Origin of the sequence: Euzebyella marina (genome assembly GCF_014855515.1) — a bacterium.
Lineage (GTDB): Bacteria > Bacteroidota > Bacteroidia > Flavobacteriales > Flavobacteriaceae > Euzebyella > Euzebyella marina.
Map to the genome: position 1 here is coordinate 253143 of NZ_JACYFK010000004.1, position 15152 is coordinate 268294.

Below are 15152 nucleotides of genomic sequence, written 5' to 3' on the forward strand. Positions count from 1 at the left end.
TAGGCATATACGGGCCATTAATTCCTCTAATTTTTTAGTCGGGATTTAATGGCCTTATTTATACTACCTACCAAAGATGGCCCCTCATAAATAAAGCCGGTGTAAAGCTGTATCAAATCTGCCCCGGCCTCAAGCTTTTCCAAAGCATCTTTAGGGCCATGAATACCTCCTACCCCAATAATCGGAAAGGCCTTATTGCTCTTTTCCGCTAAAAACCGAATGACTTCCGTACTTCTTGAGGTTAAAGGTTGACCACTTAAGCCACCTGTTTCTTTGACCAAATTTTTATCTGATTTTAGGTTTTCGCGACTAATCGTGGTATTAGTGGCAATTACCCCATCAATTTGGGTGTCCTTTACAATTTGAATAATATCCAACAATTGGTTATCCGTTAAATCTGGGGCTATTTTGAGTAAAATGGGTTTTTCCTTTACTGATAGATTTTTTGCCTTTAAAGTATTTTCTTGCTTTAATCTTTTTAACAAAGCGGATAAGGGTTCTTTATCCTGTAGTTCTCTGAGCCCTGGCGTGTTGGGAGAGCTAACGTTAACGACAAAATAGTCTACATGCTCAAACAAGGCATTAAAACAGATAAGGTAATCATTAACGGCCTCGTCGTTCGGGGTAACTTTGTTTTTACCAATGTTACCTCCGATAATTACGTTTTTATTGACCTTTAGGCGCTCGACCGCATCATTGACACCGGAGTTGTTAAACCCCATTCTATTGATAATAGCCTGGTCTTTTTTTAGTCTGAAAAGCCTCTTTTTTGGGTTTCCGGGTTGGCCTTTAGGTGTTAAGGTTCCTATTTCGATGAATCCGAACCCAAAACTGGAAAACTCGTTGTAGAGTTTTGCATCTTTATCGAAACCTGCTGCCAACCCCACCGGATTTTTAAATCGAATACCAAACACCTCTTTTTCAAGGCTAGAATCCTCATAATTATAGAGCATTCTAAAAATGGGCGTAAAGCCGATGGATGATAAAAAACGAACAAGTGAAAAAGTAAAATGATGGGCCTTTTCGGCGTCCATCTTAAATAATAAGGGCCGAATAAACGATTTGTACATAGAGTGCCTAGAGGTTTCGGCTAAAATACGAACTTAATTACCTTCATGTCTACATCTGAATACGAACTTATTCGCACTTAATTAACAAAGGAAAGAACGGCCTCACTTTGCAAAAATCAATTCTCTTCAGTCTCCGGTACTTCGTATTCCTTTGGGGTTATGTTTATAGGCCTTCTGTAAGCCTCTTTGCATAATTGAAGATAGCGCTCGTACTGTCTTGCGTTGAAGGTTTCTAAAAGTTTTTTATCAGCTTCTACCGACACCTTCACCAATTGGCTTTGCAACTCTTTGTATTTAGTGCCCATGGTAATCAAGTCTTCTTCTTTACTCTGAGGATGTTCAGCCAACAATAGTTCAATTTGCCCTTCTATAATCTTTGTTTCAGCGGCTAACATCTCTTGCTGTGTTTTCATCTCATCAATCTGTTCTTCATTGAGTTGAAAAATTTTCTTGATCATCAAGGAATCTTTTCCACCTATACCTAAAAAACAATCTTGTGAATGGCCGAAGTAGCCAATACAGCAAATAACCAAAAGAAAAGTGTATTTAAAAAAGCTCATATTCGAATAAGTCTTGTTTTGAATATAACCTCAATATTAATCAAAAATTATATCTTGAAACTATTGAAAACAAAAAGCCTACCCTAAGAGGTAGGCTTTTTAATATTTAGGGAGTTTTTTATTTTAAAGAAAAGTTGAGTCGGGCAAACAAGAAACGCCCTCCTATGCCAAATTGCTGCGCCCTTCTTGACCAATCGAAACGACCATCGCTTCGGTTACCGAAACTGGCCTCTGCCATATCCGGATAAATATCAAACAGATTGTTCGCCCCAATAGTCAGGGTAAGCGCGTCGGTAGCTTTATAACCAATAGAAAGGTCTGTAACCAACTTAGTGCCGAACACCTGTTGATTTGCGACCACCGTAGTAGCTTCCGTTACTTCACCAAAATATACATTTCTCAAAAACATGATCCAACGCGACGACGTAAGGCTGTTGGACAGATTTACTTTGGTTCTTGGTACCGCTTCCTCTAAATAAACCCGACTATCCTCCGGAAAATAAGTATCAACCAACCCGGCATTTATCAAAACATCAGAAGCGTTGATATCACCTATTTGGTTGGTTCGAGAGAAAGTTCCTGCCAAATCGGATTTTAATCTCCATTGATCACCCAAAACGGTATTATGGGTAATGACAACATCTAGACCTCTTGACTCGGTATTGATGGCATTGGCAAAGAATGATGCCGCGGTAGCGTTTGCTTGCCTTAAGAGGTTATCTAATTCAGTGCCGGTTCCAGGACCTGAGAATTGACCAGTATATACAACCCTATCATTGATTTCGACATAATAACCGTCTACGGTAACCGTCAAATTAGCATCCGGTATTTTTGCGGTAAGTCCTAGACTCACACTTTTAGAAGTTTCCTCTTTTAATTCAGGAATACCTAAAAGATTGGCAGCACGACTATCATTCGCAAACGTGCCAACTTCTTGAGGGTTACCATTTTGGTCGAAAATGGTCGATGTCGAGTTGAAATTAATTTGATGCAATGATGGAGCCCTAAAACCAGTACTGGCAGCACCTCTAACATTTAAATTATCAGATACCTTATAACGGGTAGCAAGCTTAAAGTTGATTGTTGAGCCAAAATCGCTGTAATTTTCAAAGCGCGTAGCAAAACTTGCCAAAAACTTGTCAGTGAAATCAGCCTCTAAATCGATATAACCCGCCACACTATTTCTTCCTCTCGACAATTCATTGGTAGGACTAAAACCAGGAAACACCTGAGATCCACCTGGTCTTGCACTACCAAAGAAATCTTCAGATGGCTGCTGCGATGCCAAGGTGATTCTTTGGCCAGCAGCCGTATACTGGGCGTAAGAAGCCTCTTCACCAGCTACGATATCATAGTTTTCAACCCTATACTCCGCTCCAAAAGCAACGTTAAGACCAGACATTACATCATCAAAGAAGCGGTTAACATCAAGGTTCGAAGTGTTTTGGGCAAAAGAGAACCCTCCAGCATCAAAAAATGTAGGGGATGCATTTTGCATTGATGCATTGAAAGTGTTGCCAATGGTGTATAGAAATGAGTTTTTGCCGTAAGTATTGCTTAAATCGACATTCCACTCATTTACCTTTCCTCGTATACCAACGGAAAGCGATTGATCCTTTATAGTAGAATTGATTTCTGGTAAAAAACCATTGATATAAGCGGGTGTGTACGTTCTACTTTGATTGGGTAAGCGATAGAACCCTGCTGAATTACCGGTTCTTGAGCTAATGCCCGCAAACGAATATACCTCTGTTCCGTTTTCATCTAACGGCAGGGCGAAATTGGCGAACAGTCGACCTCCTCTTAAAGCTGATTGCCCTACCCTCATATTGTAATCACTTCGTTGCTGGTTTCTAGCTGCCAATTCAGACTCAGTTGCATCTTGAGAAAGAATAGGTCTCAATTCTTCTTTGGTAGTAGCGCCGTTCAAATTTATACCAGCTTGGTTGGCATATTGAATAACATCGGTTACATCATCATCCAGCAATGCTGATAAATCATATCCATCGTTATTGGCAAAGCGCTCAACTACATTATATTGATTGAATATCCCGCCTTCCCATTCTTTCATTCTGCTATAATCTTCACGAACATCAAAATCACCTGAGAAATTTAGGTATCCGCCATTTTCGCCCAAAGCAAGGCCGTAACTGGCCGCTACATTCGTGGTCTCCCCGTCAACACCTCCGGTTTGGTCGTTGGCATTTTTTGAAAAATTGGCTCCTGTAGTTATTGTAGTGTTCAACTCATTTACCGATTTATTTAAAACAATATTGATTACCCCGGCAATGGCATCAGAACCGTACTGGGCCGCAGCACCATCACGCAACACTTCTATTCGCTGTATGGCGGAAGCAGGAATGGCGTTTAAATCGGTACCCACACTACCTCTACCAAAAGTTCCGTTTACGTTAATAAGCGATGAAGTATGACGCCTCTTTCCATTAATAAGCACCAAAACCTGATCAGGTCCCAATCCTCTTAAAGAAGCCGGATCAATATGGTCGGTACCATCTGAAATAGTTTGGGTATTAGAAGTGAACGATGGCGCAACGTAGTTCAATATCTGGTTTAAGTTCACCTGCGGTGCCACGTTATTAAGTTCTTTCATATCGATAACGTCAACTGGCACGGTGCTTTCGGTAGCTGTTCTATTGGGGTTACGAGAACCGACAATAACAACTTCCGATAAAGACACTCCCGAAGTCAGTGTTATGCTCATATTGGGTTGGGCAGAGACCTCTTTAGTTTCAAATCCGATATACGAGACGACCAAGGTATCGCCCACCTCGGCATCTAGCGAAAAAATTCCGTCGAAGTCGGTAGTTGATCCCGTTGTTGTACCTTTGACCACTACCGAAGCCCCCGGTAACGGTGCTCCGTCGTCATCTACGACGGTTCCTGTAATTTGCGCATTCACCAATCCGAATGTTACAAAGCACAGTAAAAACAATGTGAATTTTAGCTGTTTCATATAGATGTGTTTAAGTTATGTTAACGGCAAGTTAATTAAAAAGATGTGATTTTAGTCAGATTTTATACCTTTCAGTATAAGAAATATGACACATTCGCAAGACTATCTACTATTTTTCAGTTTTATTTAAACTATCGTACATGCAACAAATTATTGATCGTTTTTTGGGTTACGTGCAAATAGATACACAGAGCGACCCGGAATCTAAAACAACTCCAAGCACCGAAAAACAATGGTATCTCGCCGATTTATTGGTAGAAGAACTTGAGAATATTGGTATGGAGGATGTGACCATAGACGACAATGCCTATATCATGGCTACTTTGCCCAGTAATATCAATGAAGAAGTGCCTACCATCGGCTTCATTTCGCATTTCGATACTTCTCCTGACTTTTCAGGAACTGACGTTAATCCGCAAATAATCGAGAATTATGATGGAAAAGACATTGTTCTAAATGCTATCGATCAAATCGTTCTCTCTCCCGATTATTTTGAAGACCTAAAACAATATAAGGGACAGACCCTTATTACAACAGACGGCTCTACATTGCTTGGAGCGGATGATAAAGCGGGAATTACCGAGATTGTTACCGCGATGGAATATCTTATCAACCACCCTGAAATCAAACACGGTAAAATTAGAATAGGCTTCACGCCCGATGAAGAAATCGGCAGGGGTGCCCATCTGTTTGATGTCGATAAATTTGGTGCGGACTGGGCCTACACCATGGATGGTAGTCAAATTGGGGAACTCGAATACGAGAATTTTAATGCCGCTAAGGCTAAAGTTACGATTAAAGGTAAAAGTGTGCACCCAGGGTACGCCAAAAATAAAATGGTGAATGCCATCAGTATTGCCAATGAATTTTTAGGTATCCTTCCTCCTGAAGAAACCCCACAAAACACCGAAGGTAGAGAAGGTTTTTTTCATGTACACCATATCAAGGGCGAAATCGAGTTGGCCACCTTTGAATTGATCATAAGGGACCATGACCAGACACTTTTTGAAAAAAGAAAGCAACTTTTAAGAGATATCGCTCTTCAATTGAACTCGATGTACGGCAATTGCATTGATCTCGAAATCAACGACCAATACTTTAATATGAGGGAAAAAGTAGAGCCTGTTTTTCATATTGTAGAGATAGCTCAATTGGCTATGGAAGCCGTAGGTGTAACCCCTATAATAAAACCTATTAGGGGAGGTACTGATGGCTCTCAATTGAGTTACAAGGGGTTACCTTGCCCCAATATTTTTGCTGGCGGGCATAACTTTCATGGTAAATATGAATATATACCTGTAGAGAGTATGAAAAAGGCGGTTGATGTAATCGTAAAAATTTGCGAACTTGTAGCTACTCACGGTAGAAACTAAATTTATTTCAATCGCAATGGAAAAAGCTGAAAAGATTGAACGGTTTTATGAAGAAGAACACCCTTTTAAATCGGCCGTAGCCCTTCTTCGAGAACTTGCACTTAAATCAGAGCTTGAAGAAACCTTTAAATGGAGTTTTCCCACCTATACCCTAAATGGTAAGAATGTCATGGCCGTAGGTAAGTTCAAGAACCATTTTGGGGTTTGGTTCTTCAACGGAGTATTTTTGAGCGACCCTTTGAACGTTCTGGAGAATACCCAAGAAGGAAAAACGCAAGCAATGCGCCATTGGAAATTTTATTCAGAAAGTGATATTGATTCGAATGCTGTGGCCGGTTACATTAATGAGGCCATCAAAAACCAAAGAGACGGCAAGGTTTTAAAACCTGCTAAGAAGACAAAAACGGAGACTTTACAAATTCCTGATTTGTTACAAAAAAGTTTGGATGACCACCCAGAGCTGAATACGGAATTCAATAGTATGTCGCCTTACAAACGAAAAGAGTACATCGAATATATAGAAACTGCCAAAAGGGAAAGCACAAAGTTATCGCGCCTAGAAAAAATCGTACCCATGATTTTGGAAGGAAAAGGTCTTAACGACGCCTACCGATAAAAAAACCGGGGACATAAGAATATGTCACCGGTTTCTAATTTTTGATTCTAATTTATATTACACCATAGGCAGTTTCCATCCGTTTTTGTAATTGGCCATTAGATATTGATTCGCTTCGGTCTGCTTAAACTCAGCTTTTGACTCATCCCAATAAATTCTATTTCCTGTTTTAAAGGCCACATTGCCCATATGCGACACCAAAGCGGCATCATAGCCTACTTTGATAGGTGCGTTCAGTTTTGATGCATCTCTGCTTTTAACAGCTTCGATGAAATTGGCGGTATGAAGGTCAAGACCACTGGCATTTCCTTTATCCTTTGAAATGGCTTCCATTTTTGGTATTCCGTCTTTACCCCAACCTTGAAACTCTTCTTCCGGAATAACCTCCCAACCGTTACGGTCTACAACCAAGGTTCCCATATTACCAATAAAAGCAATACCATGATTTCTCCCATAGTTTCCACCATCTATACCTGTGGCGTGTTCCCATAGAAGTGAAAAGCCATCATATTCGAAAACCGTCTGCAGAGTATCGGGTGTTTCAGAGGCATCATCGGGGTAAGCAAACTTACCTCCCAAAGCCATTACCGACTTGGGCGTACCAGCTTTCATACCATAGAGGGCATAATCAATCAAATGCACCCCCCAATCGGTCATGAGGCCACCCGCATAGTCCCAAAACCAACGAAAATTGAAATGAAAACGATTGGCGTTAAAAGCTCTTTCCGGTGCCGGACCCAACCACATCTTATAATCTACACCAGCAGGAGCTGTACTATCGGGTACCACAGGCACTGGTTTCATCCAACCTTGATAAGCCCAGGCCTTGGCCAAACGAATCTCTCCCAACTTGCCCGAATGAACAAAATCGATAGCGTCGACGAAATGGGGCTGGCTTCTTTGCCATTGCCCGATCTGAACCATTCGATCACTGGCCCCAACATAATCAAGCATTATATTCGCTTCTTGAACAGAATTGGCAATCGGTTTCTCGCAATAAACGTCTTTACCTGCCTGCAAAGAATCTGTCAACTGAAGGCAATGCCAGTGATCGGGAGTACCAATGATTACTACATCAATATCTTTATTCTCTAATAGTTTACGATAATCTTTATACCAAATAGGCTTTTTAATACCTGCTTTTTCAAGGTCAGCTGTTCTTTTTTTCAATACATTTTCGTCAACATCGCAAAGGCCAATAACATCAATTTCATTGAGTTTAAGCATTGAACTCAGGTCACTAAAGCCCATTCCGTTGCAGCCTATTAAACCAACATTGATTCGATCATTAGCTCCCACCCTTTTTCTCATAGATGCCAATAGCTCCATTGGGAACATAAAAGCAGCCCCTGAGCCGGCCAAAGCCAGTGATCCTGTTTTCAAAAATTTTCTTCGATTACCGTACATCATTTTGTATTTAAGTTGAATGTTCAAGATAAGGATTTATGAAGTAAATAGAGCGCAAAAAAAAGGCGTCACTAAAAATAGTGACGCCTTTTTATATCGGTAGAAATTTTTATTTCTTTTCGGGTGCGTTGAGCTTCTTACTCATTTCCATAGAAATGGCCGAACGATCAAATTTCAGTTTTCCTGCCATTGTTTCAAGAATGCATGAAAAATCTTTATCGTTCAACTCCATAATCTTTCCGTGCAGCCCACTTTTGGTTACTACCCTATCACCTCGCTTTAATTCAGCGGTAAATTTCTTCTCATCTTTTTGACGTTTGATCTGTGGACGGATCATAAAAAAATATGCCACCACAAAAATCAAGATCATCGGAAGAAATTGGCCTAAATCGCCCATAGTCTTTATTTTATCTTAATTTATTTCGATGTTGGCCCGACAGGCGCGGCATCTTTAGGATTAACAAATGCCTTAATACGTAACAATTCAGAACCTTTTTCAGTATTGGCATTAACCGTAATGGTTTTTGTAACCTGATTCTGGCCAGACCCGTTGAATTTTACCAAAAGCTCTCCTGTATCACCTGGAGCGATTGGTTCTTTTGGTGGATCCGGTACGGTACAACCACAAGAACTGGTAGCACTTGTGATGATTAAAGGCGCATTACCTGTGTTAGTAAACTTAAAGATGGTTTCTTGGGGCGTACCCTGCTCGATGGTACCGAAATCATGTTCTTCTTTCTCAAAAGACATGACAGGAACCTGCTTACCGGCCTCATCACGTTGGGCCGCTTCGGCAACATTGTCCGAATTTACCTTACTCGATGCATTTTCCTTACATGATACAAACGCCAATATGGAAAACACACTTAAAGTCAAAAGTGCTTTTTTCATGGTTATAATTTTATTTTAACAGCAAAATTAATGAATTAATTATATAAGATAGAGGGCAGAACCGTTAAGAAATCCAATGAATGACAGAAAAAGGGTTTAAAACACTTCAAATTCGCCATTTCATAAACAGCATAATTTACATTAAACCACGTCCTATTTTATTGAGCTTGCCTGTTGACTTGTACTCTTTTACCAACTTATCCAAAATTCCATTGATAAAAATACTACTCTTCGGAGTAGAGTATTCTTTGGCAATCTCGAGGGCTTCATTAATGGTCACTTTTTCAGGAATAGATGGAAAACTCAATAGTTCGCAAATAGCCATTTTTAGTAGAATGCCATCAATATCAGCTATACGGTCTTTATCCCAATTAGGGGTCTTACCTTCAATTTCCTTGGTCCATTGAGCATCATGAAGCAAAGTCTTGGTCAACAGTTTCTTTGCAAACTGCATATCGTCATCATCCTTTAAAAGCTTAGGCAAAAAGAAACTCTGCGGATGCGTCTCTTTGACCTTTTTCAAAAGCTTTAAAATGAATGTATTTACAATCGGAAAATCATCGACCCAGGTGAGTTTGTCATCCTCAAAATAATCATAAATCTTTTCGTTGGGCGCAACAATGTCTTTGAACAAGGTCGTAACGAACTCTTTGTCTTCGGCATAACTGCTTTCGGTCGATTTCATGTATTCAACGTAGGCATCGCTCTCAACCATATCTTTATAGAGTATGCGTACATACTCATCGTTCAGATACCAATTATTAAGCTTTCGCTTCTTAAGCTCTGATTTCAGCGCTTCATTCTTAACAATCTGCAATAAAAGCCTATTGTTGATCAACTTCTCTTGATCAGGATATTTATCATCGGAAGTTGCCAAGTATTTCTTTGAAGAGAGTTGGAGTTGTTCTGAGGCACGCTGGTGCAATTCTATCATCAAACTTAAAATCAACAGATAAAGAGTATACATGCTATCGATACTATATCGAAGAAACTTTTCCTGTTTTTCCAAAGAGTCATCTTTTGACTGTGTCAGGGCATAAATGCATTGCATTACCTTTACCCTGATGTGCCTACGTGTTAGCATGTTAAAGAACTTTTTGTTGTAGTGTTGGTTTTGGCTTTCACGGGCACAAAAATAGCAATAAAACCAGTGGTAACATTTAAAAATTCGATTAAAAAATTGAAAAGTACGGCAGGTATTTTTTATGGATGAAATTCAATTGATTAGGCCACCACTTTTCGACCTATAATGGCCGACGCCGTAAAACCGCGATTTCAAAAATTTCTGCTCTACCTTATAACTTTTATAACATTCGCTTTTCTCTTAAAGCCCTATCTTTGGCCAATTGCTAAAACCCCTTAGCTGACTAGCCACCTTATCAATGAAGGAATTAAAGCACCTCAACAAGTATTTCAAAAAATACTGGAAAAAGCTTCTTATCGGACTTTTCATAACCATTGTAGCACGTATACTTCAATTGGTCATGCCTTCTTACGTAAAAGAATCGATAAAGGTCATTGAAGATTTTATTGCTTCCACCGTTACCGAATCTGAAGCCAAAACGCTACTGCTTGAATACATACTTATAATTGTAGGTGCGGCGTTACTTTCCGGGGTTTTCACTTTTTTAATGCGCCAAACCATTATTAACGTTTCGAGATATATCGAATACGACTTAAAAAATGAGGTTTTCGATCACTATCAATTGCTCAGTCTAAATTTCTACAAGAAAAATAGGACCGGTGATTTGATGAACCGTATCAGTGAAGATGTCTCACAAGTAAGAATGTATGCCGGGCCGGCTCTCATGTATGGTATAAATACCGCTACCCTCTTCATCTGCATTGTACCCATTATGTTCATAACAGCACCTACCTTGGCTGCTTACACATTGATTCCCCTGCCTATACTATCGGTGCTTATCTACAAAATAAGTAAAGTAATTCACGAGCGCAGTACCGTAGTTCAAGAATACCTCTCTACCCTCTCGACCTTTACCCAAGAGGTTTTTTCAGGAGTTTCGGTGATTAAGGCGTATGCTCTTGAGCCTCAGATTAACAACGACCTCGCCCTATTGGCGGTCGAAGGAAAAGATAAGAGCATGTCGTTAGCACGTGTTAATGCATGGTTCTTTCCGTTAATGGTTTTACTGATTGGGGTCAGTAATATTTTTGTAATTTATATCGGTGGGAAACAATTTTTAGATGGAGAAATCGAATCGGTCGGTGTCATCGCAGAGTTTATCATTTATGTGAACATGCTAACTTGGCCGGTTGCCATCATCGGATGGCTCACCTCGATAATCCAGCGAGCCGAGGCTTCGCAAAAACGCATCAATGAATTTTTGACCGAAAGCCCTGATATTCAAAATACGGTAACCGCTGAAACACCCATAACCGGTAAAATTGAGTTCAAAAATGTAAGCTTCACTTATGAAGACACTGAAATTACGGCCTTGAAGAACATTTCGTTTGCCATAAATACTGGGGAGACTGTTGCAATTTTAGGCAAGACAGGGTCCGGTAAGTCTACCATCTTAGATTTGGTCGCCCGTCTATATGACGTAAGCTCGGGTGAAATTTATATTGATAATACCCCTATCACCCATTTAAATCTCGAATGTCTTAGAAATGCTGTTGGGGCCGTTCCGCAAGATGCCTTTTTATTTTCCGATTCCATCAAGAACAATATCAAGTTCGGTAAAGAAACCGCTTCTGATGAAGAGGTTGTTCAAGCTGCCAAAGATGCGGTTGTACACACCAACATTCAAGGTTTTGCAAAGGGGTACGATACTGTGTTAGGGGAGCGTGGTATTACACTAAGTGGAGGTCAAAAACAAAGGGTCTCCATAGCCAGGGCGCTTTTGAAGGATCCTGTTATTTATTTATTTGATGATTGTCTTTCAGCTGTTGATACCGAAACAGAAGAAGAAATTCTCAACAACCTTAAAAAAGCCTCTAAACATAAAACCACTTTAATCGTAAGTCATAGGGTGTCATCGGCAAAGAACGCCGACCGAATTCTCGTACTCGAAGATGGTAGGCTTTTGCAAGAAGGTACGCACGAAGAATTGAACACTCAAGAAGGGTATTACAAAGAACTCTACGCCACCCAGCTATCCGAGAAAGAAAATTAGAAAATTTTGGCGTATTGACATTTTTTTCACATTTTTGATAGATTAACTATTAACTAGACATGATTTCGAGATGAGCGAAAAAGATGCAATGGACCAAGAGGAGATTTATTCCAAAGTTTTAAGAGCAGGGAGACGCACCTATTTTTTTGATGTAAGAAGTACGAAAGCCGGGGATTATTATCTGACCATCACCGAAAGCAAAAAATTTACACACGACGATGGTTCTTTCCATTACAAAAAACACAAAATCTATCTTTACAAAGAAGATTTTGCCGCCTTTAGAGAGAACGTTGAAGAAATGATGGACTATATCATTGATGAGAAAGGTACCGAAGTAATTTCTGAACGACATCAAAAAGATTTCAAAAAAGAAGAAGAGGAAGTAAGTAGCAACGGTGAGGTTAAAACAACCGATAGCTTTACCGATGTTAGCTTCGATGACATATAAATCTTCACATAAATTATAGGCCTCTTAATGGGGCCTTTTTTCATTTCATTTTTGGGCAAAGCCGCTCCGCATAAATTTATCCAAGCCACATTTGATTGGTTTTGGGTACATTTATAGGTAAAACTGCTCAAATGCGAAGTCTTTTCCTTCTTTCTTTTCTACTTGTTGCAACGTTTGCCAACGCACAACAAACAGTAGGGTTAGATTATTACCTCCCCGAGAACCTAACCTATAACAAAAACATTCCAAAACCTAAAGAGATTATTGGCCATGAGGTAGGTGAATGGCATGTTACCCACGACAAATTGTTTTTCTACATGACAGCACTTGCCAAGGCCAGTGAAAGAGTGAGTTTAATCAATCGCGGAAAAACCTTTGAAGGTCGCCCCTTATTGCTTCTTACCATAACTTCTGAGGGCAATCATAGTAGATTGGAAGAAATTCGAAATGAGCATATGTCACTTACAGAAGACTCTGGCAGGTCAAAATCTGTTGATGAAATGCCTGTTGTAATCTATCAAGGTTTTTCAATTCACGGCAACGAACCCAGCGGATCCAACGCGGCGTTGGCCTACGCTTATTATCTCGCTGCCGCCGAAGGCCCTGAAATTGAGCAAATATTGAACAACACCGTAATTCTACTAGATCCTTCTTTCAACCCCGATGGCCTTCAGAGATTTGCACACTGGGCCAATACCAACAGACCTGTAAGCCCTAATACCGATCCAAACGACCGAGAATACCATGAGGCTTGGCCAGGAGGGCGAACCAATCATTATTGGTTCGACATGAACAGAGATTGGTTGCCCGTTCAACTACCCGAAAGCAGGGCGAGAATAGAAACTTTTTACGAGTGGATGCCCAATATATTGACCGACCATCATGAGATGGGCACTAATTCTACATTTTTCTTTCAACCCGGGGTACCTTCACGAGTGCACCCATTAACCCCTAAAACCAATCAAAGCCTTACTGCCGAAATAGGAAGTTATCACGCAAAGGCCCTTGATAAAATCGGCTCACTCTATTATTCTGAAGAGCAATATGATGATTTTTTCTATGGAAAGGGCTCGACCTTTCCGGATATTACCGGGGGAATCGGAATTCTCTTTGAACAGGCCAGTTCAAGAGGGCACGCGCAGGAAACCGAAAATGGAGTTTTGACTTTTCCGTTTACCATTCGCAACCAAATGACCACTGCCCTTTCTACCCTCGAAGCAGCGAGTAATCTAAGGGTCAAACTGCTACAGTACCAACAGCAGTTCTATAAAGAAGTGGGGCTTGAGTCGGTCATCGGCCGATCGAGGGCGATCATGTTCGGCGATCAAAAAGACGCAGCCAAAGCTTGGCACTTAGTAGAAATTCTTCATCGACATAAAATTAAATTTCATGAACTGAAAGGAGACGTTCGAGTAAATGGCACCACTTATAAAAAAGGGCATAGTTATATCATACCCATGAGTCAAAAGAACCACCGACTCATTAAAGCTATGTTCGAAAAAAGAACCCAATTCAACGATAGCATTTTTTATGATATTTCGGCATGGTCATTTCCTTTAGCCTTCAACCTAGACCATACTGAAATTAGGTCCTTACAAAATGCCGGAAACGAGGTAGTGGAACTTCCCAATTTAAAGGGAGGTATAGAAGGTGATGGTGCTTATGGTTTTTTGTTCGAATGGAACGAATACTATACCCCGAAGGCCCTAAACGCTATTCTAGAAACCGGACTGAGAGCCAAGGTAGCCTTGAAGCCGTTTCAATTGAACGGTAAATCTTATGGATACGGAACTATTTTCGTGCCCGCAGCCAACCAAAATTTGAACTCCGCTACTATTCGCGAGAGGCTGAAGTCTATCGCCGAAGCAAGTTTTGTTCAAATGGATGCCATAGGTACGGGTCAAACCCAAGGCATTGACTTAGGCAGTAATGATTTTGAGACCCTAAAAAGACAGAAAATAGCATTGTTAACGGGTGAAGGCGTAAGGTCTTATGATGCCGGTGAAATATGGCACTTATTCGATACGCGATATGAAATACAACTGACAAAATTAGATGTAGCAAATCTAAGCAGTACCGATCTTCAGAAATACACCGATATTATTATACCAAGCCTTAGCGGAAAGACTTTATCAAAGGCCCATTGGAGCAAATTGAAAAACTGGGTCAAAAACGGGGGTTCACTTATAGGTTATCGTTCGGCTGCCAAACTATTTAACGACCGTGGACTCTTGACTTTAGATTTAAAAACCGATTCACTATCGGTAAAGAATATTTCGTTCGCCGAAAAGAAAAATTTTCATGGCGCCCAAGAAACAGGCGGCGCTATCTTTGGAGCCAAACTCGATTTATCGCATCCTATCAATTTCGGATTTGTTAACGACCATCTTCCATTATTCAGAAATACCAATATTTATATCAAACCTCATCGAGATAGCTATAATAACCCGATTCAGTACACAAATAATGCCCTCTTAAGCGGGTATATCTCAGAAGAAAACTACGTTTTGTTAAAGAACAGCGTACCTTTTCAAGTTGGTCGACTAGGCAAAGGGCGGGTAATGGCCTTCACAGACAATACCAATTTTAGGGCTTTTTGGTATGGTACTAATAAGTTGTTAATGAATGCCATCTTCTTTGGTGATTCTATGTAATATCAACTGACACCGTTAAGAA

The 15152-nt window shown here is 40.3% G+C and carries 12 protein-coding genes; 5 read left to right on the top strand and 7 right to left on the bottom strand.

Annotated elements, in window-relative coordinates; all coding sequences use genetic code 11:
- Positions 1-26: 26 nt before the first annotated feature.
- The 3 genes from IL356_RS16985 to IL356_RS16995 form a co-directional block, all read right to left on the bottom strand.
- Positions 27-1070 (bottom strand): quinone-dependent dihydroorotate dehydrogenase, encoded by a 1044-nt coding sequence (locus tag IL356_RS16985; protein ID WP_121849767.1) that lies wholly within the window; start codon positions 1068-1070, stop codon positions 27-29.
- Between the two features lie 116 nt (positions 1071-1186).
- Positions 1187-1528, bottom strand: a complete 342-nt coding sequence (locus tag IL356_RS16990; RefSeq protein ID WP_192466570.1) for a hypothetical protein — start codon at positions 1526-1528, stop codon at positions 1187-1189.
- A gap of 220 nt (positions 1529-1748) precedes the next feature.
- On the bottom strand, positions 1749-4604 hold the full coding sequence (locus IL356_RS16995) for a TonB-dependent receptor (protein ID WP_121849769.1): 2856 nt from the start codon (positions 4602-4604) through the stop codon (positions 1749-1751).
- A 140-nt stretch (positions 4605-4744) separates the two neighbouring features.
- On the opposite strand from IL356_RS16995, the gene pepT reads away from it, so the two are divergent.
- A complete protein-coding gene (gene pepT / locus IL356_RS17000) occupies positions 4745-5977 on the top strand; it encodes a peptidase T (RefSeq protein ID WP_121849770.1) in 1233 nt (410 codons plus the stop codon).
- Between the two features lie 16 nt (positions 5978-5993).
- On the top strand, positions 5994-6593 hold the full coding sequence (locus IL356_RS17005) for a YdeI/OmpD-associated family protein (protein WP_121849771.1): 600 nt from the start codon (positions 5994-5996) through the stop codon (positions 6591-6593).
- Between the two features lie 57 nt (positions 6594-6650).
- Here the strand turns inward: IL356_RS17005 and IL356_RS17010 are convergent, their stop codons facing one another.
- From IL356_RS17010 to nusB, 4 genes are all read right to left on the bottom strand, one after another.
- Positions 6651-8000, bottom strand: a complete 1350-nt coding sequence (locus tag IL356_RS17010; protein WP_121850765.1) for a Gfo/Idh/MocA family protein — start codon at positions 7998-8000, stop codon at positions 6651-6653.
- Positions 8001-8109: 109 nt separating this feature from the next.
- The gene (gene yajC / locus IL356_RS17015; RefSeq protein ID WP_121849772.1) at positions 8110-8397 is read right to left on the bottom strand and encodes a preprotein translocase subunit YajC; all 288 of its coding nucleotides are present in this window, start codon (positions 8395-8397) and stop codon (positions 8110-8112) included.
- 20 nt (positions 8398-8417) lie between these two features.
- Complete coding sequence (locus IL356_RS17020) at positions 8418-8891, bottom strand: DUF1573 domain-containing protein (RefSeq protein WP_121849773.1); 474 nt, start codon at positions 8889-8891, stop codon at positions 8418-8420.
- Between the two features lie 136 nt (positions 8892-9027).
- On the bottom strand, positions 9028-9975 hold the full coding sequence (gene nusB / locus IL356_RS17025; RefSeq protein ID WP_121849774.1) for a transcription antitermination factor NusB: 948 nt from the start codon (positions 9973-9975) through the stop codon (positions 9028-9030).
- A gap of 298 nt (positions 9976-10273) precedes the next feature.
- Between nusB and IL356_RS17030 the strand changes: the two genes are divergently transcribed.
- From IL356_RS17030 to IL356_RS17040, 3 genes are all read left to right on the top strand, one after another.
- Entirely contained in the window at positions 10274-12028 is a 1755-nt protein-coding gene (locus IL356_RS17030) for an ABC transporter ATP-binding protein (protein ID WP_121849775.1), read from the top strand.
- 70 nt (positions 12029-12098) lie between these two features.
- The gene (locus IL356_RS17035; RefSeq protein ID WP_121849776.1) at positions 12099-12476 is read left to right on the top strand and encodes a PUR family DNA/RNA-binding protein; all 378 of its coding nucleotides are present in this window, start codon (positions 12099-12101) and stop codon (positions 12474-12476) included.
- Positions 12477-12607: 131 nt separating this feature from the next.
- Entirely contained in the window at positions 12608-15130 is a 2523-nt protein-coding gene (locus tag IL356_RS17040) for a M14 family metallopeptidase (RefSeq protein ID WP_121850766.1), read from the top strand.
- The last annotated feature ends 22 nt before the right edge of the window (positions 15131-15152 follow it).